The organism is Saccharopolyspora cebuensis (assembly GCF_039542665.1).
In the GTDB taxonomy this organism is placed as follows: Bacteria; Actinomycetota; Actinomycetes; order Mycobacteriales; family Pseudonocardiaceae; genus Saccharopolyspora; species Saccharopolyspora cebuensis.
In genome coordinates, this window is record NZ_BAABII010000003.1 from 142,882 (window position 1) to 160,403 (window position 17,522).

20 protein-coding genes are annotated in these 17,522 nt (G+C 73.0%); 7 read left to right on the plus strand and 13 right to left on the minus strand.

What is annotated here, in order from left to right; genetic code table 11:
* Positions 1-25: 25 nt before the first annotated feature.
* The 3 genes from ABD976_RS03445 to ABD976_RS03455 all read right to left on the minus strand — a co-directional run bounded on the left by ABD976_RS03445 (position 26) and on the right by ABD976_RS03455 (position 2,800).
* Positions 26-829 (minus strand): ABC transporter permease subunit, encoded by an 804-nt coding sequence (locus tag ABD976_RS03445; RefSeq protein ID WP_345356958.1) that lies wholly within the window; start codon positions 827-829, stop codon positions 26-28.
* On the minus strand, positions 822-1,733 hold the full coding sequence (locus ABD976_RS03450) for an ABC transporter ATP-binding protein (protein ID WP_345356961.1): 912 nt from the start codon (positions 1,731-1,733) through the stop codon (positions 822-824). The genes ABD976_RS03445 and ABD976_RS03450 overlap by 8 nt, the downstream gene beginning before the upstream one ends.
* A 221-nt stretch (positions 1,734-1,954) precedes the next feature.
* Positions 1,955-2,800 carry a methylenetetrahydrofolate reductase gene (locus tag ABD976_RS03455; RefSeq protein ID WP_345356964.1) on the minus strand — a complete coding sequence of 282 codons (846 nt, stop codon included), beginning with the start codon at positions 2,798-2,800 and terminating at the stop codon, positions 1,955-1,957.
* 137 nt (positions 2,801-2,937) lie between these two features.
* Here ABD976_RS03455 and ABD976_RS03460 point away from each other — a divergent pair, with 137 nt between their 5' ends.
* Complete coding sequence (locus tag ABD976_RS03460) at positions 2,938-3,687, plus strand: maleylpyruvate isomerase family mycothiol-dependent enzyme (RefSeq protein ID WP_345356966.1); 750 nt, start codon at positions 2,938-2,940, stop codon at positions 3,685-3,687.
* On the opposite strand, the gene ABD976_RS03465 is transcribed toward ABD976_RS03460, so the two are convergent.
* Positions 3,688-4,332 carry a DUF6518 family protein gene (locus ABD976_RS03465; protein ID WP_345356969.1) on the minus strand — a complete coding sequence of 215 codons (645 nt, stop codon included), beginning with the start codon at positions 4,330-4,332 and terminating at the stop codon, positions 3,688-3,690.
* 28 nt (positions 4,333-4,360) lie between these two features.
* Positions 4,361-4,828 carry a nitroreductase family deazaflavin-dependent oxidoreductase gene (locus ABD976_RS03470; RefSeq protein ID WP_345356972.1) on the minus strand — a complete coding sequence of 156 codons (468 nt, stop codon included), beginning with the start codon at positions 4,826-4,828 and terminating at the stop codon, positions 4,361-4,363.
* Positions 4,829-4,989: 161 nt separating this feature from the next.
* On the opposite strand from ABD976_RS03470, the gene ABD976_RS03475 reads away from it, so the two are divergent.
* Positions 4,990-6,216 (plus strand): NRAMP family divalent metal transporter, encoded by a 1,227-nt coding sequence (locus tag ABD976_RS03475; RefSeq protein ID WP_345356975.1) that lies wholly within the window; start codon positions 4,990-4,992, stop codon positions 6,214-6,216.
* Positions 6,217-6,381: 165 nt separating this feature from the next.
* On the opposite strand, the gene aroQ is transcribed toward ABD976_RS03475, so the two are convergent.
* Positions 6,382-6,921, minus strand: coding sequence for a gamma subclass chorismate mutase AroQ (aroQ, locus tag ABD976_RS03480; protein ID WP_345356978.1), 540 nt, complete (start codon positions 6,919-6,921; stop codon positions 6,382-6,384).
* A 127-nt stretch (positions 6,922-7,048) separates the two neighbouring features.
* On the opposite strand from aroQ, the gene ABD976_RS03485 reads away from it, so the two are divergent.
* A complete protein-coding gene (locus ABD976_RS03485) occupies positions 7,049-7,663 on the plus strand; it encodes a phosphatase PAP2 family protein (RefSeq protein ID WP_345356981.1) in 615 nt (204 codons plus the stop codon).
* Here ABD976_RS03485 and ABD976_RS03490 read toward each other — a convergent pair.
* Together ABD976_RS03490 and ABD976_RS03495 are read right to left on the minus strand one after the other, a co-directional pair.
* Entirely contained in the window at positions 7,627-8,283 is a 657-nt protein-coding gene (locus ABD976_RS03490) for a response regulator (protein ID WP_345358679.1), read from the minus strand. The genes ABD976_RS03485 and ABD976_RS03490 overlap by 37 nt on opposite strands.
* Before the next feature lie 11 nt (positions 8,284-8,294).
* Entirely contained in the window at positions 8,295-9,806 is a 1,512-nt protein-coding gene (locus ABD976_RS03495) for a sensor histidine kinase (protein WP_345356984.1), read from the minus strand.
* 340 nt (positions 9,807-10,146) lie between these two features.
* Between ABD976_RS03495 and ABD976_RS03500 the strand changes: the two genes are divergently transcribed.
* Positions 10,147-10,725, plus strand: coding sequence for a phosphatase PAP2 family protein (locus tag ABD976_RS03500; RefSeq protein ID WP_345356987.1), 579 nt, complete (start codon positions 10,147-10,149; stop codon positions 10,723-10,725).
* On the opposite strand, the gene ABD976_RS03505 is transcribed toward ABD976_RS03500, so the two are convergent.
* On the minus strand, positions 10,695-11,837 hold the full coding sequence (locus ABD976_RS03505; RefSeq protein ID WP_345356990.1) for a DUF418 domain-containing protein: 1,143 nt from the start codon (positions 11,835-11,837) through the stop codon (positions 10,695-10,697). The two genes, ABD976_RS03500 and ABD976_RS03505, sit on opposite strands and share 31 nt — an antisense overlap.
* A 96-nt stretch (positions 11,838-11,933) precedes the next feature.
* On the opposite strand from ABD976_RS03505, the gene ABD976_RS03510 reads away from it, so the two are divergent.
* Positions 11,934-12,530 carry a TetR/AcrR family transcriptional regulator gene (locus ABD976_RS03510; RefSeq protein WP_345356993.1) on the plus strand — a complete coding sequence of 199 codons (597 nt, stop codon included), beginning with the start codon at positions 11,934-11,936 and terminating at the stop codon, positions 12,528-12,530.
* 102 nt (positions 12,531-12,632) lie between these two features.
* Here ABD976_RS03510 and ABD976_RS03515 read toward each other — a convergent pair whose 3' ends face one another.
* The gene (locus ABD976_RS03515; RefSeq protein WP_345356996.1) at positions 12,633-13,247 is read right to left on the minus strand and encodes a YigZ family protein; all 615 of its coding nucleotides are present in this window, start codon (positions 13,245-13,247) and stop codon (positions 12,633-12,635) included.
* A gap of 162 nt (positions 13,248-13,409) precedes the next feature.
* On the opposite strand from ABD976_RS03515, the gene ABD976_RS03520 reads away from it, so the two are divergent.
* On the plus strand, positions 13,410-13,610 hold the full coding sequence (locus ABD976_RS03520; RefSeq protein WP_345356999.1) for a hypothetical protein: 201 nt from the start codon (positions 13,410-13,412) through the stop codon (positions 13,608-13,610).
* 56 nt (positions 13,611-13,666) lie between these two features.
* Here ABD976_RS03520 and ABD976_RS03525 read toward each other — a convergent pair whose 3' ends face one another.
* Positions 13,667-14,785: a 5-methyltetrahydropteroyltriglutamate--homocysteine S-methyltransferase gene (locus ABD976_RS03525; RefSeq protein ID WP_345357002.1), complete on the minus strand. Its 1,119-nt coding sequence runs from the start codon at positions 14,783-14,785 to the stop codon at positions 13,667-13,669.
* 188 nt (positions 14,786-14,973) lie between these two features.
* Here ABD976_RS03525 and ABD976_RS03530 point away from each other — a divergent pair, with 188 nt between their 5' ends.
* Positions 14,974-16,128, plus strand: a complete 1,155-nt coding sequence (locus tag ABD976_RS03530; RefSeq protein ID WP_345357005.1) for an FAD-dependent monooxygenase — start codon at positions 14,974-14,976, stop codon at positions 16,126-16,128.
* A gap of 217 nt (positions 16,129-16,345) precedes the next feature.
* Here the strand turns inward: ABD976_RS03530 and ABD976_RS03535 are convergent, their stop codons facing one another.
* Positions 16,346-16,540, minus strand: a complete 195-nt coding sequence (locus tag ABD976_RS03535; RefSeq protein WP_345357008.1) for a DUF397 domain-containing protein — start codon at positions 16,538-16,540, stop codon at positions 16,346-16,348.
* Positions 16,537-17,388, minus strand: coding sequence for a helix-turn-helix domain-containing protein (locus ABD976_RS03540; protein WP_345357011.1), 852 nt, complete (start codon positions 17,386-17,388; stop codon positions 16,537-16,539). Before ABD976_RS03540 ends, ABD976_RS03535 begins: the two co-directional genes overlap by 4 nt.
* Between the last annotated feature and the right edge of the window lie 134 nt (positions 17,389-17,522).

Here is a 17,522-nt window from a genome sequence, read left to right on the forward strand (position 1 = left end):
ACGTCGGCCTCCACGCGGAGCACGGTCAGGGCCGCAGGTCGCGGCGGTCGAGCAGCCAGACCGCCGCGCCGACCAGCACCGCGCCCGTGCCCCACAGGGCGAGCAGCCCCGGCACGTCCCAGCCCGCTTCCAGCGGCGCGCCGCGCCACGCCCAGGCGTACGGCGAGAGCGCGTGGAGCCAGTCGAGGTCGGGTGACTGGTTGGCGACCGCGTTGGTTCCGTAACCGCCGAAGGCGATGATCGCCCCGGCGCTGGTGGCCCACCGGGACCGTCCCGTCGCGGCTCCGGCCGCGAGCGACGCGGCCCCGGTGAGGACGGCGAGCCCGGCGAGGGACACCCCGGCCGCCGCGACGTGGGCGGGGGCGAGCCCGAGCTGGGACGGGCCGTCGAGCGCGAGCACCAGCAGCACCGCGACCAGCGCGAGTCCCGCGACGCGGACCAGGACCGACAGGGCGGATTCGAGGACGTGCCGCGCGCGGCTCACGCCGTGGGCGAGGGTGAGCTCCAGCCGCCCGGACTCCTCGGCCCCGGCGATCGCGGCCGAGCCCCACGAGACCGCGGCGAACGCGGTCAGCGCGAAGGCCATCAGCCCGAAGAACGTGCTCTGCGCGTAGCCGGCACCGGACACGATGTCCTCGTACCCGAGCGTCTTGACCAGCGCGGGCGGGAGCGACCGGATCAGCTCGGCGAGCTGGCTGTCGCGTCCGCCGAAGGTCGGGAACAGCGGCAGGTACAGCCCGGCGAACACGGCCAGTCCGGACGCCCAGCCGACCAGCCCCCACCGGGACTCGGCGAGGTCGCGCCGGAGGAGCGGCAGGGCGCTACCCATCGCCGGTCCCCCGCCCGTACAAGGTCAGCACCGAGTGCTCCAGGTCCGGTTCCTCGATCACGACGTCCAGCACACCGAGCCCGGCGAGCGCGGTGAGCAGCGGCGCGGGTGGACCGTCCAGCACGGCCGAGAACCGGCCGGACTCGGCGACGTCGACCTCGCGGACCTCCGGCAGCGCCGCCAGCGCGGCGCGCGCCCCGGGGGCCGCGTCGGCCGGGACCTGCCCGCGGACGTGCCGGATCGCCGTCAGCCGCAGCTCGGACACGCTGCCGTCGGCGACGAGCTCTCCCCCGGACAGCACGGCGACCCGGTCGGCGGACTGCTGGATCTCGCTGAGCACGTGCGAGCTCAGCAGCACCGTCTGCCCGGCGTCGCGCGCTTCGCGCACCATCCGCAGGAACTCGCGCTGCACCAGCGGATCGAGCCCGCTCGTCGGTTCGTCGAGCACGAGCAGCTCGGGGCGGTGCAGGAACGCCTGCACCAGGCCCAGCTTCTGCTTGTTGCCCTTGGACAGGGTGCGGACCGGGCGCGCGAGGTCGAGGTCGAGGCGTTCCGCGAGGGAATCGACGGTCCCCGGCTCGACCTCTCCGCTGATCTCGGCGTAGTGGCGCAGCAGGGCTCGTCCGGTCGCCCGGCCGTCCAGCCGCAGCTCGCCGGGGACGTAGCCGATGCGGCGGCGCAGCGCCGGGCCGCCCTCGCGCGGAACGCTCCCGAGCACGCGGACCTCGCCCGAGGTGGGCCGGATGATGTCCAGCAGCATCCGCAGCGCCGTGGTCTTGCCCGCACCGTTCGGGCCGACGAGACCGTAGACGCAGCCCGGCTCGACGGTCAGGTCCATCCCGCGCAGCGCGGTGCGGCGGCCGTAGTCCTTGCGCAGCCCGCGGGTCTCGATCGCGGGCGTCATCCCGCCTCGCGGTCCGGTCGGAGGCGGCCGTCCGGTACATCCCGGTTCACGACGAGGCACCCTACGCCCGGACGGGCGACATGACCACGGTCCCGGGCAGACTCCCCGGCGGGTCCGCGCCCGGTCCGGTCGGCGGTCGGTCGCGCCCCCGACCAGCGCCCGCAGCCGGGCACCGGCAGGGGGCGGGCAGCGCGGTGGTGCCCGCCGCCGAGGCTGCCGCCTCAGCCTTCGGCGCGGGCGCGGGTGATCCAGTCGGCCGTGGCCCGGAGGCCGCCGAAGGTGTAGAAGTGCAGCGCGATCTCGCCGTGCCGCCGCGGGTCGTGGCGGGCGGCGAGGTCGCGGACGAAGCGGTCGGGGCCCGCGGTGCCCATCAGGTTGGTCAGCGACAGCCCGTACTTGCGCGCGATGCCCGCGCCGGTGCTCACGCCGAAGCGGGTGGCGTAGCGCAGCAGCCGCTTGACCCCGGCAGGACCGGGGACGCCGATGCGCACCGGCAGGTCGACACCGCGGTCGCGCAGCGCGGCCAGCCAGGACAGCACCGGGTCGACGTCGAAGCCGAACTGGGTGGTGATGCTGCCGCCGAGCCCCTGCTCGTCGAGGGCGGTGCACTTGCGCTTCAGCGCGGTCCGCAGCGCGGCGTCGTCGATGGCCGGGTGGCCCTCCGGGTAGCCGCCGATGCCGACGTGGCGCACGCCGTAGCGGGGGAGGAGCCCGGTTTCGAGGACGTCGGCGGCGTCCTCGTACGGTCCGAGCGGCTCGGCCGGATCACCGCCGACGACGAAGACCTCCGGGCCCGCGCCGGCGTCCCGGACCCCGGCCAGGAACTCCTCCAGCGCCGCCCGCGACTCCAGCCTGCGGGCCGCGAGGTGCGGCACCGGCACCAGTCCGGCCCGGGCGATCCGGCGCACCGCGTCGAACCGCTGCCCCGAGTCCTCGGTGCCCAGGAAGGTCACGTTCACCCGGGTGCCGGGCGGCAGCGCGCCGCGCGCCGCGTCGAACTCGGCGGCGTCCTTGCCGGTCATCTCCAGCGAGAAGTCCTGGAGCAGGGCGGCGACAGCGGTGTTCATGCTGCTCCTCGTCGGGAGGTTCGGGACGGGTCCTACCAGCGGTGGACCCCCGAAAGGATAGCTCCGGCCCGACAGCGGTGACGCTGCGTGCCGCGTCACCGCCCGCGGTGTCGGAGTGCTCACCTACCGTGTCGGCCGTGGACCACGACCGCTGCTGCGACGAGATCGTCGCGCAATCCGAGCTGCTGCGATCCCTCGTCGAGGGTGCTGACCCGACCGTGCCGGTGCCGTCCTGCCCGGGGTGGAACCTCGGGCAGCTGGTGCGGCACCTCGGCGGAGGGCACCGCTGGGCGGAGGAGATCGTGCGGACGCGGGCCGACGGGCCGCCGTCCGACGAGCACTTCCGCGACCTCTCCCGCTACGCCGACGAGGACCCCGCGGTGCTCGCCCCGTGGTTGGCCGAGGGCGCCGCGCGGTTGGCGGCGGCGTTGCGCTCGGCCGGGCCCGACCTGGACGTGTGGGCGCCGCTGCCCGGCGGCCGGACCGCGTTCCTCGCGCGTCGCTTCGCCCACGAGACCGCGATCCACCGGGCCGACGCGGCGCTCGCCCTGGACAGCGGCTTCGACCTCGACAGCGACGTCGCGACCGACTGCCTCGACGAGTGGCTGGAGCTCGGTTCGCTGCCGCAGCCCGGTCGGGAACCGCTGCTCGGTCCCGGGCGCGTGCTGCTCCTGGCGGCCACCGACGCCCCGGTGTCGCGGGTGGTCGACCTCACCGGCGAGGTCGTCACCTGGCGGCGCGGGACCGGGACGGCCGCCGCCACCGCGCGCGGGCCGCTGGCCGAACTGCTGCTCGTCTGCTATCGGCGGCGGTCACCGCGCGCCGTCGACGTGCGCGGCGACGCGGCGCTGCTGGACTCCTGGCTGGCGCACAACGGCTTCGGCTGATCAGAGCAGCTGCATGAGGGTGCCGCCGTTCGAGTAGGCCAGCACGAAGGCGGCGGCGACCGCGGCGGTGAGCAGCGCCGCCGTCGCGGTGGTGGACCAGCGGCGGAAGCGCCACGCGTGCGCGGCGAGCAGCAGCAGGACGCCGACGACGATCTCGCCCCACCAGTACGGCGGGTAGGTCGTGTCGGCGATGTGGAGCAGCCCGTAGGCGCCTTCGCCGACGAGCACGCCGCTGATCGCGCCGATGCCCCAGATCGCCGCGCGGCCCCGGGACCACCGCAGCAGGTGCGCCCCGGCGCCGAGCAGCGGTCCGGCGACCACCGCGGCGGCGGTCCAGAACAGCACCAGGCCGGTCGACGAGGGGTAGCCGCGCGCCTCGTTCACCAGCACGTAGCCGAGCAGCATGCAGGCCAGCGCGGCGAAACCGGACAGCGCCGCCCCGCCCCGGTGGCGCGCGACCAGCGCCAGCGCGAAGGCCAGCAGCGACCAGGACCCCGAGGAGTTGGCCAGCGATCGGAGGGCGTCCGGCAGCCACGCCTGCCCGAAGGCCGTCAGGCCCCCGGCGAGCAGGCCGGCCCCGATCGCGGTGGCGACGGCGGCCGGTCCGCCGAGGCCCGTCGGCTGCTGCGTCGTTCCCGTGTTCACGGGGCAGCACCCTCGCACACCCGGAACGTCAGCGGGGCGCGATCCGGACGATCGGGAGCCGGTCGGCGATGTCCGGGTCGGCGATGTCCTCGGGGAGCGGCGCCGGGTCGGCGAGCGCGGGCAGGTCCAGCGCCCGGCCGAGGGCCCGCGCGGCGGCGGGGTGGGCGTCCCGGTAGCGCTGGAGCCGGGCGCGGGCTTCGGCCGCGGGCAGGACCTCGGCGCGGCCGGGTGCGCCGCGCAGCGCGCCGGTCCAGATCCGCACCGCGGGATCGGCCAGCACGTTGCGGAACCACTGCGACCGCCGCCCGTACCCGGACACCAGGTAGAGCGCGCCGGGTTCGCGGGCGAGCACCTCCAGCGCCACCAGCCTCGGTTCGCCGCTGCGCCTGCCCCGGTGTTCGAGCACCATCAGGCGTCCGCCGAGCAGCGGACCCAGGCCGATGCGGAACAGCGGGATCGGCAGCCTCGCCAGCCACCTCGGGATGTGTCGCGGCACGGGGACCTCCGGTGGTTCGGGGACCGCACGCCCAGGTTCTCAGAGCCTCGGTGCGTCGGGAGCGGCGTTGAGCCGTCCGGGTGTTCTGCGGGGATGTTGTATTGCCGGATTGTTCAACAACTCTGTACCTTCGCTCGCACTCGATGTGATCGGAGACACAGATGACCGGAAATCTCGCCACGGCCCGCGGTGCGGGCGCGGGCAGCGTCGGGGGACCGTTGCTGGGTGCGATCTTCCTGATGGCCACCAGCGCCGTCGGTCCTGGCTTCATCACGCAGACCACGACGTTCACGGTGCGGCTGGGCGCGGCCTTCGCGTTCGCGATCCTGGTGTCGATCCTGGTCGACATCGCCGTGCAGCTCAACGTCTGGCGGGTCATCGGGGTGTCCGGACGGCGGGCCCAGGACCTCGGCAACGCGGTCCTGCCCGGCGCCGGGTACGCGATGGCGGCCCTGGTCGTGTTCGGCGGCCTGGTGTTCAACATCGGCAACGTCGCGGGCACCTCGCTGGGGCTCGACGCGCTGTTCGGGACGGAGGCCAAGATCGGCGGGGCGATCTCGGCGCTGGTCGCCATCGGCATCTTCCTGAGCAAGCGCGCCGGGATCGCGATGGACCGCATCGTGGTGGTGCTCGGCGTGCTCATGATCGGGCTGACCGGCTACGTCGCGCTCGTGGCGGGGCCGCCGGTCGGCGAGGTGCTGCGGCAGTCGGTGCTGCCCGACGACGTCGACTTCCTCGTCATCACCACGCTGATCGGTGGCACGGTCGGCGGCTACATCACCTACGCCGGGGCGCACCGGCTGGTCGACGCGGGGATCAGCGGGCCGGCGAAGGTCGCCGAGGTCAGCCGCGGTTCCGTGGTGGCGCTGCTGGTCACCGGGGCGATGCGGATCGTGCTGTTCCTGGCGGTCCTCGGCGTCGTGTCCGGGGGCGTGGTGCTGGCCGGGGAGAACGCGTCGGCCAGCGCGTTCCTGCACGCGGCGGGCGAGGTCGGGCTGCGGCTGTTCGGCTTGATCCTGTGGGGCGCGGCGATCACCTCCGTGATCGGCGCCTCCTACACCTCGGTGTCGTTCGTGGTGACGTTCTCCCCGGCGCTGGAGCGCAGGCGCAACTGGCTGGTCGTCGGGTTCATCGCGCTGTCGGCGGTGCTGTTCCTGGTCCTCGACCGGGCTCCGGCGACGCTGCTGGTGCTGGCCGGTGCGGTCAACGGGCTGATCCTGCCGATCGGCTTCGGGGTGCTGATGTGGGTGGCCGCGCGGCGGCGCGACCTGCTCGGCGGCTACCGCTACCCGAGGTGGCTGCTGGTGGCCGGGGTGCTCACCTGGCTGCTCACCCTCTACCTCGGCGTGAGCTCCTTCGGCGGCATCGCCGCCCTCTGGACCGGCTGATGCCCTGGTGAGGGGCACCCTGCACCCCGTTACGTGGTACAGGGTGCCCCTCACTCACCACCCGCCCGGGTGACGCGCGCCCCGGATTCGATCGAGGTGAGGGGCACCCTTGTCCGAGTTACTTGGGCAAGGGTGCCCCTCACTCACGGCCCGAACGGGTGGTGGTCAGCAGAGCGAGGTGGACGCTCGGGCGAGGCCGAGCCGGTGCAGCGGGATCAGGTCCTCGGCGGTGCGGTGGTAGGCGGCGGCCAGGGCGCTCGGGCAGGACGGGCCGGTGCGGACCTCGGCGGTGGCGCGCAGGCCGAGCAGGATCGCCTCGGTGGCCCGGTCGATCTCGGGCCGGACCTCGCCGAGATCGGGGCGCCGCTCGGGCCGCTGGTCGGGGTGGGCGGCCCAGTGGCCGTGCCAGGCGCGCTGGACGAGCTTGCTCGCCTCGATCTGGTCGCGCAGCACCCGCACCGCCACGTCGGGGTCGACGCCGAGTTCGGCGGCCCGCCGGCTCACCCGATCGAGGACCTGACGCTCCCGCGCCGGGTCCTCGATCGGCTTGCCGGTGCCCCACTTGGCGGCGGCGACCAGGTCGGCGGTGGCGATCCGGTCGGCGGCCGGGTCCAGCACCGGGTCCAGCGTCCCGCTCGCGGCGGCTGCCGGGGTGGTGACCAGGGCGAACGTTGCGGTGGCTGCGGCCAGCAGGAGTCGGCGCACGGTGCTCCTCCGGGAGAGGGGGACTGGACGAAAGTCAACCTAGCCGGTGCCGAAGGCCCACTGCGGGCGCTGCGCCCCGTTCCCTAATGTTGATCAACGATTCACTGGGACGAGGTAAGGAGTTTCGATGGCAACACCCGTGGCGGACGTGCCGGGCTTCAGCGTCGACTGGTACCGGACGATCACCGATCTCGCCCACGCCTCACCGGAGTGGGTGCGGACGCTCGCGGGTGTCGCCACCGAAGCCGTCGTGATCGTGCTGGGGCTGTTCGTGCTGGCCGACCTGTGGCGCAACCGGCGGGCGACGCCGCGGGCCAAGGCGTTCGCCGTCGCCGCCCCCGCGCTGACCGTGCTCGCCTACGGCATCAGCGAGTTCGCCAAGCTCGCCGCCGAGCAGGACCGGCCGTGCCGGGCGGTGCGCGGCATCGCGGCGACGATCTCGGAATGCCCGGCGCTGGGCGACTTCTCGCTGCCCAGCAACCACACGACGATCGCCACGGCGGCGGCCGTCGGGCTGGCGATCTCGTGGCGGCGGATCGCCGCGCTGGTGCTCCCGCTGGCCCCGCTCGAAGCGTTCCTGCGGGTCTACGTCGGCGTGCACTACCCGCACGACGTCCTCGTCGGGCTCGTGCTGGGCACCACGGTGGTCGTGTTCGGCACGGCGGTGCTGCACCTGCTGCTGGTCCGCCGGGACGCGCCGCTGCCTCACGCCGGTCCCGCGCCCACCAAGCCCGCCTCGTAGGCCAGGATCGCGGCCTGCACCCGGTTCTTCAGCTCCAACCGGCCGAGGATCGCGCTGACGTGGGCCTTCACCGTGCCCTCCACGACGTGCAGCCGACGCGCGATCTCGGCGTTGGACAGCCCCTCGCCGACCAGCCGGAGCACCTCGCGCTCCCGACCGCTGAGCCCGTCGACCCGCTGCCGGGCGGTGTCGGCGCGGCGCGCCCGGTCCCCGCCGAACTGGGCGATGACCCGGCGGGCGACGGGCGGCGAGAGGTAGGCGCCACCGTCGGCGGCGGCCCGCACGCCGAGCGCGAACTCCCGCGGATCACCGGTCTTGAGCAGGAAGCCGCTGGCCCCGGCGCGCAGCGCCCGCGCCACGTAGGCGTCCTCGTCGAAGGTCGTCATGATCAGCACGGCGGTGTCCGGGGCGACGGTGCGCAGCTCCTCGGTGGCGGCGAGCCCGTCGAGCACCGGCATCCGGATGTCCAGCAGCACCACGTCCGGGCGGTGCGCGCGGACCAGGTCCACCGCGTCGCGCCCGTTGGCGGCCTCGCCGACGACCTCGATGTCCTGGGACAGGATCGCGCGCACCCCCGCCCGGATCACGGCGTCGTCGTCGGCGAGCAGCACCCGCACCATCGGTTCTCCCCTCATCGCAGCAGGTCCTTGTCCACGAGCACGCCGTCCCGGAAGCACAGCCGGTGGAGCTGCCCGCGCTCGGCGTCGAACGGGTTGGCGTGGGTGCTGTAGAACTCGCAGCGGGACCCGGCGGGCCGCGGCGGGTCGCCCTCGGGCGCGTCGTCCATGCGGGTGCGGGCGGGCAGCAGCGGCGCGATGTCCGCGCGGGACTGGCCGATCCGCAGCTCGTCGAAGGTCCGCGCGGGCAGCACCGAGGTCACGGTGTCCATCGTGGTCAGCCCCACCGACAGCAGCGCCAACCCGACGGCGCTGGCCGCGGCGGTGGCCAGCGCGGTGTTGCGGCTGCTGCGCATCCGGCCCTCGGCCCGGGCCCAGCGGTGGGCGGAGTCGGTCTCCGGGACGCGCACCTGCTGCGGGAGTTCGGCGGTGACCGCGAACTCGCCGCCGTCGGCCCCGGCGTCGAACCCGCCCCCGGCCAGCCGGACCCGCTCGGCCAGCGCGACCAGTCCGAACCCGCCGCCGGGCGCCTCGACCGGTTCGGCGGGCAGCGGGTTGCGCACCGACACGGTGCTGCGCCGCTCGTCGTGCGCGAGGTGCACCGCCACCGGCTGGCCGGGCGCGTGCTTGGCCGCGTTGGTCAGGGCCTCCTGCACGATCCGGCAGGCGGCGCGGTGCCGGGTGGAGGACTCCGGTGCGGTGCCCGTCTCGTGCAGCGACACCTCCATCCCGGACCGCCGGGCGTGTTCGACGATCTCGGCCGCGCTGGTGCCGGGGGTCAGCGGCGGGCCGTCCTCGCGCAGCACCTCCACCACCTCGCGGAGCCGTTCGGCCGCCGCGGTCACCGCGCCGCGCGCCTGGCCCGCCGTGCGCTGGTGCTCCGGGGCGAGGTCCGGGGCCACTTCCAGCGCGCCGATCCGCAGCGCGACCAGGCTGAGCTGGTGCCCGAGCAGGTCGTGCATCTCCCCGGCGATGCGGGTGCGCTCCCGCAGCCGGGCCTGTTCGGAGATGATCCGCTGCTCGTGCTCCAGCCGTTCGGCGTGCTGCCACCCGGCCCGCACCAGCGCCCGGTACTGCTGGTGGTAGGCGCCGAGCAGCCACGGCACCAGTCCGAACAGGACCGCGCCGATCACGGTCACCAGCCACGCGCCCGGATCCTGCGACACGACCAGCACCAGCACCGACAGCACGGCGGCGACCAGCACGTAGCGGAACAGCGCGTCGCGCTGCCCGGTGATCCGCCTGCCCGCCGCGTAGCCGGCGCCGAGCAGCAGCGCGCAGAACGCCACCGACGCCGACGCGGGCGACTCGGGCCGGGAGACCATCGCCGCGGCCCACGCGGTGAGCGCGACCACGACGGCGGTGAACGGGTGCCGGACGCGCAGCAGCACGGCGGCACCGACCACGACCACGCCGAGCGCGATCTCCCACCACGCGAACGGCGCGTCGGCGGTGATCTGGTTCACCAGCAGCACCGGCAGCGCGAGCACCAGCCACAGCAGCAGATCCCGCACCGACGGCCTCACCCGCTCGACGGTACCGGGCGCCGGGGCAGCACCCGGACAGCACCGACGATCCGCCCGTTTCGCCCGGGAGGGTGGGGCAGCTTTCACGATGGTCTGCGTGGCGGTGCGGGTGGCGGAACCGCAGCGGCCCTCCCGCTCCGGGAGCCGCTCCTGATGTACCAACGACGACACGGCGTCACGGCTGTCCTCGCGAGAAGGCCGCTGAGAACCCGCGGGGGTGCCGGTTGCGTGCCCCACCGCATGCGGCTCCGCCGCATTCCGAAAGAACCCCTTGCTCGGACGAAGGTGCCCCTCACCTCGAAAAGATCACTCGGTCGGGGTGGCAGTAGGGTGCGGCTCCGTGTGGACGGGGGACCTCAGCGCGGCCTGGTACCGGAGCATCGCGGAGTGGGCGGTGGGTCTGCCGGGGGCGGTGCACCACCTGGCGCTGCTGGGCACCCAGGGGTTGCTGGTGCTGCTCGGCCTGCTGCCGCTGGTGCTGTTCGCCCGCACCCGGGACCTCCGGGCGCTGGTCCCGGTGGTCGCCGGGGTGGCGGGGTGGTTCCTCAGCCAGGCGGCGAAGGGACTGTTCCGGCAGGAGCGGCCCTGCGCGGCGACGGACGTCGCGGCCACCATCGCCGAGTGCCCGCCGCCGGGCGACTGGTCCTTCCCGAGCAGCCACGCCACCGCCGCCGCGGCCTTCGCGATCGGGTGGGCGCTGCTGCGGCGGCGCGGCACCGGCCTCGTCGTGGCGCTCGCGGTGCTCGTCGCGGCCTCCCGCGTGCTGATCGGCGTGCACTACCCGCACGACGTGCTCGTCGGGTTCGCCTTCGGCGCCGCGCTGGCCACCGCCCTGGTGCGGCTCAGCGCGCTCGGTGCCCGGCGGCGCGCCGGAGCCCCGGGACCGGCTCAGGAGCGGCCCCGGAACGGACGCTGGTAGGCCCAGTTCCAGGCGGCTTCCAGCGGGCCGCGCTCGAAGTGCCGCAGCCACCACGTCGCCAGCACCATGAACGTCGCGCAGATGGCCGCCCACAGCCCGAACACCCACCAGGGCCGGAACTCGTCGAACCGCGCGGCCAGGCCGAATCCCCAGCCGTAGCACACGATCGACGCCACCAGGTTCTGGAAGACGTAGCAGGACAACGCCGTTCGGCCGACCGAGGTCAGACCGCGGTGCAGCGGACCGGGATCACCGCGCAGTCCGAACAGGATCGTCGGCACCAGGCCGAGCAGTCCGATCGCGACGACCGGCGGCACCAGGTAGCGGTCCACCAGCGCCCAGTCCGGACCGGCCGCGGTGGTCAGCGCGTTCAGCGGCAGGCCGAGGCCGAACCCCCACGCCATCAACCGGTTCCGCAGCGGTTGCCCGTCGGCGGCGAACGCCCCGGCGCGCAGCAGCCGCGCGCCCGCGAGGAACAGCAGCACCGACATCGGCAGGATGAACATCGCCTCCGCGCGGAACTGCGCCCAGTCGGTGAGCCGGGCGTGGACCTGGTCGAGCCAGCTCCCGGAGGTGTAGAGCGCGGTGCTCGGGTTGGTCTGCGGCCACGAGTCGGTGAGCTGCCCGGCGGTGCCCGCGGCGACCAGCAGCACGTGCAGCGCCCCCGCCGCGACCATCCAGCTCCGCTGCGCCCGGTCGCTGCGGCCGATCAGGTAGGCGACCAGCATCGAGGTCACCGCGTAGCTCATCAGCACGTCGTACTCGAAGACCAGCACGTAGTGCAGCAGCCCCTCGACGAACAGCAGCGCCGCCCGCCAGAGGTAGCGGCCGGGCCAGCGCATCCCGCGCCGCACCGCCGACCGGTACTGGAGCTCCAGGCCGACGCCGAACAGCAGTGTGAGCAGGGCCAGGAACTTCCCGTTGGCCACCGCGCGCAGCCCGGTCTCCACCGCGCCCGCGACACCGGTGGTGTCCGGGAACAGCGAGAACGGGCCGGAGGGGTGGGTGAAGATCCAGATGTTGGTGCCGAGCGTGCCGAGGATCGCCACGCCCCGGACCACGTCGATCGCCGCGATGCGGCGGGTGGGGCGCTCGGTGCGCACGGCGCTCATGGGTTCCTCCCGGAACCGATCGGGTTTACGATGCACTCGCATGGTAAAAGCTCGACCGCCCGGTTGGCAATGCGGGTGCATCGGAAAGGCGGGGGAATGCCGAAGAAGGTCGATCACGCCCAGCGGCGGGTGCTCATCGCCGAGGCGCTGCTGCGGCTGGCCAGCACCGGCGGGCTCGAAGCGGTGAGCCTGCGCGACGTCGCGGCCGAGGCGGGCATCTCGATGGGCGCGGTGCAGCACTACTTCGCGACGAAGGAGGAGATGCTCGCGCACGCGATGGACTACGCGGTCCAGCGCGCCGGGGAGCGGATCGAGGCCCGGCTGGCCGAGAACCCCGAGCAGGTCACCACCCGCGACGTGCTGCGGGCCCTGATGCTGGAGATGCTCGCCACCACCGACGACAGCCGCCGCGAGTTCCTCGTCTCGATCGCGTTCTTCCAGCGCGCCGTCGCGGCCCCCGAGCTCGCCGCCCACTACCGGGAGTTCTGGCCCCGGCTGGAGAAGTGGATCACCGAGGAGCTCCGCGAGGCCCAGACCGCCGGTGAGCTGACCGAGGAGGTCGACCCGGCCCGCGAGGCGGAGCTGATCGTGCTGCTGCCGGACGCGCTGTCCCAGGGACTGCTGCTCGGCCACCGCACCGAGCAGGACGCCGCCGCGGCCATCGACTACCACCTCGACCAGCTCTTCGACTGATCACCCCGGCCGGTCCTCACCCGAACGTGAAGTGAGTGAGGGGCACCCTTGCCCAAGTAACTTGGACAAGGGTGCCCCTCACCTACGTCCCGAACGGGTGGTTCAGTCCTCGACGTGGGTGCGGTCGCCGACCTCGGCCGTGGCGGTGCCGCCGGTGGCCTCGGCGAGCCAGGTGCGGAAGTCCGCCACGCCGTCCTCGGCGACCAGGACGCGCAGCCGCGCCCGCTCCGCGTAGTCGGTGCCGATCACCTGGTAACCGGCGCTGCGCAGGTCGTTGTCCAGCCGCCCGGCCAGCGCGTGGTCCACCGTGGTCGACACCACCCGCACCGGACGCCGGTCGACCAGGCCGACCTCCTCCAGCGCCGCCGACACCGCGCCGCCGTAGGCGCGGACCAGGCCGCCCGCGCCGAGCAGCACCCCGCCGAAGTAGCGGATCACCACCGCGACGGTGTTGGTGATGTCGTTGCGGCGCAGCACTTCCAGCATCGGGGTGCCCGCGGTGCCCGCCGGTTCGCCGTCGTCGTTGGACTTCTGGGTGCGGCCGTCGTCGCCGAGCACGAAGGCCGAGCAGTGGTGCCGCGCCTCGTGGTGCCGCCTGCGCTGCAGCGCGATGAACTCGCGCGCCTCCTCCTCGGTGCGCACGACCTCCAGCGCGCAGCGGAAGCGCGACCGCTTGATCTCGATCTCGTGCTCGCCCGGCCGCTTGATCGTCCGCATCCCGCTCCCCGTGAACCCGATCACGCCGCTTCGCCCCGACACCTGCCGAAACGGCCTTCCGACATCCTCGCACCGGGGCGATCTCGCAGGTCACGGGACCATGAACGGAACTTGACGGGCGCGATTTCCGTTGAGTCCCGCGGGCACGTACCGTCCCTCTCCATGGAGCAGTCATCGAGCCCGTTGGAACCAGGCGTGCGGGTGCGCGCCACGTTCGGCCGGTTCCGTGATCAGACCGGTGTCGTGGTGGAGGCCGCCACGGGACTGCCGGAGGTCTTCGAGGGTCCAGTGCTGTGGGTCCGGTTCGACGGTGACGAGGAGCCCGGCCTGGTGGCGGGCCAGTTCCTGGAGCGCGCGGCGTGATCCGGTGACGAGCGGCACCTCCGCGCGGGAGGTGCCGTCGCGCACGTCCGCCGTGGTCAGCCCCAGACCTCGGCGGCTGTTTCGACGACCAGGCGCAGCTTGGCGACCTCCTGGTCGTAGCTCAACGCGTTGCCTTCCTTGGTGGACGCGAAGCCGCACTGCGGCGACAGGCAGAGCTGGTCGAGGTCGATGTACTCGGTCGCCTCGTCGATGCGGCGCTTGAGGGCGTCCTTGGACTCCAGCTCGCCGCTCTTGGTGGTGACCAGGCCGAGCACCACGGTCTTGCCCTTCGGGACGAAGCGCAGCGGCGCGAAGCCGCCGGAGCGCGCGTCGTCGAACTCCAGGAAGAAGCCGTCCACGTCCAGCTCGCTGAACAGGGCCTCGGCCACGTAGTCGTAGCCGCCCTCGGCGACCCAGGACGAGCGGTAGTTGCCCCGGCACATGTGCGTGGTCACGGCCATCGTGTCCGGCCGGTCCCGGATCGAATCGTTGATCAATTCGATGGTCCGCAGGTGGCCGTCCGGGTCGTCGCCGCGGGCGGCGAGCTGCTCGCGCTGCCTCGGGTCGTTGTAGTAGGCGAGGCTGGTGTCGTCGAGCTGCAGGTAGTGGCAGCCCATCCCGGCCAGCGCGTGCACTTCGGCGCGGTAGGCGGCGGCCAGGTCGGCGCGGAACTCGGCGAGGTCGGGGTAGACGGTCTCGTCGATGGCGGCGCGCCCGCCCCGGTAGTGCACCATGCCCGGCGAGGGGATGGTCAGCTTGGGCGTGGCGGTGGTGGTCCGCCGCGACAGGTAGTCGAAGGCGTCGGCGAAGATCGTGGAGCTCAGCCCGATCCGGCCGTCGACCTTCATGTCCGGCGTGGTGAACTCCAGGTCGCCCTCGGCGTTGGTGAACTTCACCGTGAGGCGCTCGTCGTCGACCCGGTTGATGCCGTCGAGCTGGTACAGGAAGTCCATGTGCCAGGAGGTGCGGCGGAACTCCCCGTCGGTGGCGCTGTGCAGGCCGACCTCTTCCTGCATCGCGACGACCTCGGCGATCGCCTCGTCCTCGATGCGGCGCAGCTCGGCGTCGTCGATGCGTCCGGCGGCGTGCTCGTCCCGGGCGTCCAGCAGGCGGCCCGGGCGGAGCAGGCTGCCGACGTGGTCGGCGCGGAAGGGGGGTGTGACGCGTGGACTCATTCCTGCAAACTAGTTTGCGTTCGCGACGATGGGTAGGGCATTCCGCCGGTGACCCTGGCCGCACCGGCGTGTCCGGTTCGGGGTCTTCGTCACGTTAGCTCACGGAGTGTGAGCAACGACAATCCGGTACCACCCGTCAAGTGGATAAAATCGCACGAGCGAGGGCGTCGGGTGGACGGATGGAGACGATGCGGGTTCTGGTCATCGGAGCCGGAGTCGGGGGACTCGCCGCGGCCAACGGCTTGGCCGGTCGGGGTCACGAGGTGGAGGTCTTCGAGCACGCCGATTCGCTGCGCACCAGCGGCGCCGGGATCACCGTGTGGAGCAACGGCACGGCCGCGCTGCGCGGGCTGGGCGTGGACATCGAGCCGCTGGGACGGCCGCTGCGCAGCCTCCGGTCCATCACCGACACCGGCCGGCTGCTCTGGGAGGCCGACCTCGGCGAGGTCACCGAACGGCTCGGCTCGCCGACCGTGCAGATCCCGCGCCGGGTGCTGATCGCCGCCCTGGCCGGGGCGCTGCCACCCGGGATGGTCCACTTCGGCCGCCGCTGCACCCGCGTCGTCGAGAACCCCGACCACGTCGTCGTCGAGTTCGCCGACGGCACCTCCGCCACCGGTGACCTGCTGATCGGCGCCGACGGCCAGCGCTCGGTGATCCGCCGCGAACTGCTCGGCGGCCGGGACGCGCGGCCGACCGGCTGGGCGAGCTGGCAAGGTCTCACCACCAGCGACCTGCCCATCGCGCGGGGTCACCAGACCCTCAACATCGCCGGCCGCGCCGGGCACGCCGGGCTGATCCCCAGCGGCGACGGGCTGCTGCACTGGTGGTTCGACACCCCGTGGCGCGAGGGCGACCCGGTGCTGTCGGTGGCCGACCTGCGCGAGGTGTTCCGCGGCTGGCCGGAGCCGGTGGAGGCGCTGCTGGCCTCGGTCACCGACGACGACCTCGGGTTCTTCCCGCACATCCGGCACAAGGTCCCCGAGGTCTGGGGCGGGGCGCGCAGCACGCTGCTCGGCGACGCGGTGCACGCGATGCCGCCCGCGGTCGCCCAAGCGGCCAACCAGACGTTGGAGGACGCCTGGATGCTCACCCAGTTCCTGTCCGAGGTCGACCGGCCGCCCGCCGAGCTGCTGCGCGCCTACGAGCAGGAGCGCCGACCCCGGGTGCTCAAGGTGTCGCGGACCGCGGCGCTGACCTCCGCGCAGCGCAGCACCCCGCTGCAACGCCTCGGCCGGTTCCCCAAGTGGGCGGCCACCCGCAGCCAGCTCGTCACGCTGCGCTCCGGCAGCAACGTCCTGCGCACGCCCGCCCCGGTCCCAGCAGGCGCCCACGCTGCCTGACACGCCGACCGCCCACCCGTTCGCGTTCCGAGTGAGGGGCACCCTGTACCGCGTCACGTGGTACAGGGTGCCCCTCACTCAGCACCTGTCCGAGTGGCGCTCACCCGTTCGTGAGCTGAGTGAGGGGCCCCCTTGTCCAAGTAACTGGGGCAAGGGTGCCCCTCACCTGGTGTTCCACCGGGTGAACGGGTGGCGCGATGCGCTCGTCGGTGGGTGTTCAGCCGTCGTAGCGGCCGTGCTTGATCGCTGCGACGAAGCTCGTCCACTGGTCGGTGGTGGTGGTGAAGTACCCGGCGGTGCGGTCCTTGGTGTCCCGTACGGCGGCGCCGTCACCGATGCGGCCGACCTCGACGCACGCGGTTTGCTGCGACGACCGGGAGGACTTGCGCCATCCCGTAACCTGCTGCGTCATGAGTTCTCCTCTGCGCTGTTGATGCGGGCGGCGATGAACTCGGCTGTCGCATCTTCGCTCATCGCCGCCTCCCGGAGAGTACCGACCGCTTGCCGGTAGACCTCGATCGTTGCGGCGCTCGACAAGAACACACCCGATGCCAGCGTTTCCAGATGGACGATCGGCGAAGCCTGCGGGAATTCGAAGAACATGAAATGCCCGCTGTGCACCGGCAACCATCGGTGTCGCCCTGCGGGAAGGACGCGGATCGTCACGTTCGGCTGTTCGATCATCTTGGCGAGGTGCCGGAGCTGATCTGCTTGGGCTTCAGGCGGACATACCTGGTCCGCGAGCACGTGTTCGGCGATGATCGCTTCGAACCGGGGTCCGTTCCGCTTGTCGAGCAGGTCCCGTCGCCCTGCACGCATGCCGATCTTCGCTTCTCGTTCGGGCCCTGGTAGGTCTCGCATCACGGCGCGGGCGTAGTCCGCAGTTTGCAGCAAGCCGGGAATGAGCAGTGGTGCGGCTTCGGTGATCTGCGTGGCGGTGCGCTCGTACTCGATCAGCGTCACCAGTTCGTCGCGCACTCCGGGGATGCCGGGACGGATCCAATCCGGTTCGTCGGCTTCGCGTGCCATCTCGACGAGCCGTTCGCGGTCTGCGCTCGACATCCCGAGCGCAGACAGGATCGCGCTCACATCATCGACGGTGATCGGACGAGATCCGGCTTCGGTCCGCGTTACCCAGCCGTGGGAAACGTCCATGAGGCGAGCCAGCTGTCGTACTCCCACACCGGCCTCTTCGCGCAGTCTGCGCAGCTCGGCGGCGAGTGCTCGGGCTTTCGGGCTGCCAGCCCTGGATCGCGACATGAACCAGATCCTAGGCACGAGGGTTCGTCGCACGTGTTCATCCGTCCAGGGCATTGCCCAGTTGTAACGAGATCCAGCAAAGTGGATTGCGTTACAACAGTCGGACAGCGATACGACTCGGCGAGTCTCGGGAT

Coding starts and splice junctions, on each gene's coding strand:
- ABD976_RS03530 (WP_345357005.1), top strand. CDS start 14,974: ATGCGGGTTCTGGTCATCGGAGCCGGAGTCGGGGGACTCGCCGCGGCC.
- ABD976_RS03445 (WP_345356958.1), bottom strand. CDS start 829: ATGGGTAGCGCCCTGCCGCTCCTCCGGCGCGACCTCGCCGAGTCCCGG.
- ABD976_RS03455 (WP_345356964.1), bottom strand. CDS start 2,800: ATGAACACCGCTGTCGCCGCCCTGCTCCAGGACTTCTCGCTGGAGATG.
- ABD976_RS03450 (WP_345356961.1), bottom strand. CDS start 1,733: ATGACGCCCGCGATCGAGACCCGCGGGCTGCGCAAGGACTACGGCCGC.
- ABD976_RS03525 (WP_345357002.1), bottom strand. CDS start 14,785: ATGAGTCCACGCGTCACACCCCCCTTCCGCGCCGACCACGTCGGCAGC.
- ABD976_RS03515 (WP_345356996.1), bottom strand. CDS start 13,247: ATGCGGACGATCAAGCGGCCGGGCGAGCACGAGATCGAGATCAAGCGG.
- ABD976_RS03540 (WP_345357011.1), bottom strand. CDS start 17,388: ATGTCGCGATCCAGGGCTGGCAGCCCGAAAGCCCGAGCACTCGCCGCC.
- ABD976_RS03475 (WP_345356975.1), top strand. CDS start 4,990: ATGACCGGAAATCTCGCCACGGCCCGCGGTGCGGGCGCGGGCAGCGTC.
- ABD976_RS03520 (WP_345356999.1), top strand. CDS start 13,410: ATGGAGCAGTCATCGAGCCCGTTGGAACCAGGCGTGCGGGTGCGCGCC.
- ABD976_RS03510 (WP_345356993.1), top strand. CDS start 11,934: ATGCCGAAGAAGGTCGATCACGCCCAGCGGCGGGTGCTCATCGCCGAG.
- ABD976_RS03535 (WP_345357008.1), bottom strand. CDS start 16,540: ATGACGCAGCAGGTTACGGGATGGCGCAAGTCCTCCCGGTCGTCGCAG.
- ABD976_RS03490 (WP_345358679.1), bottom strand. CDS start 8,283: ATGGTGCGGGTGCTGCTCGCCGACGACGACGCCGTGATCCGGGCGGGG.
- ABD976_RS03505 (WP_345356990.1), bottom strand. CDS start 11,837: ATGAGCGCCGTGCGCACCGAGCGCCCCACCCGCCGCATCGCGGCGATC.
- ABD976_RS03485 (WP_345356981.1), top strand. CDS start 7,049: ATGGCAACACCCGTGGCGGACGTGCCGGGCTTCAGCGTCGACTGGTAC.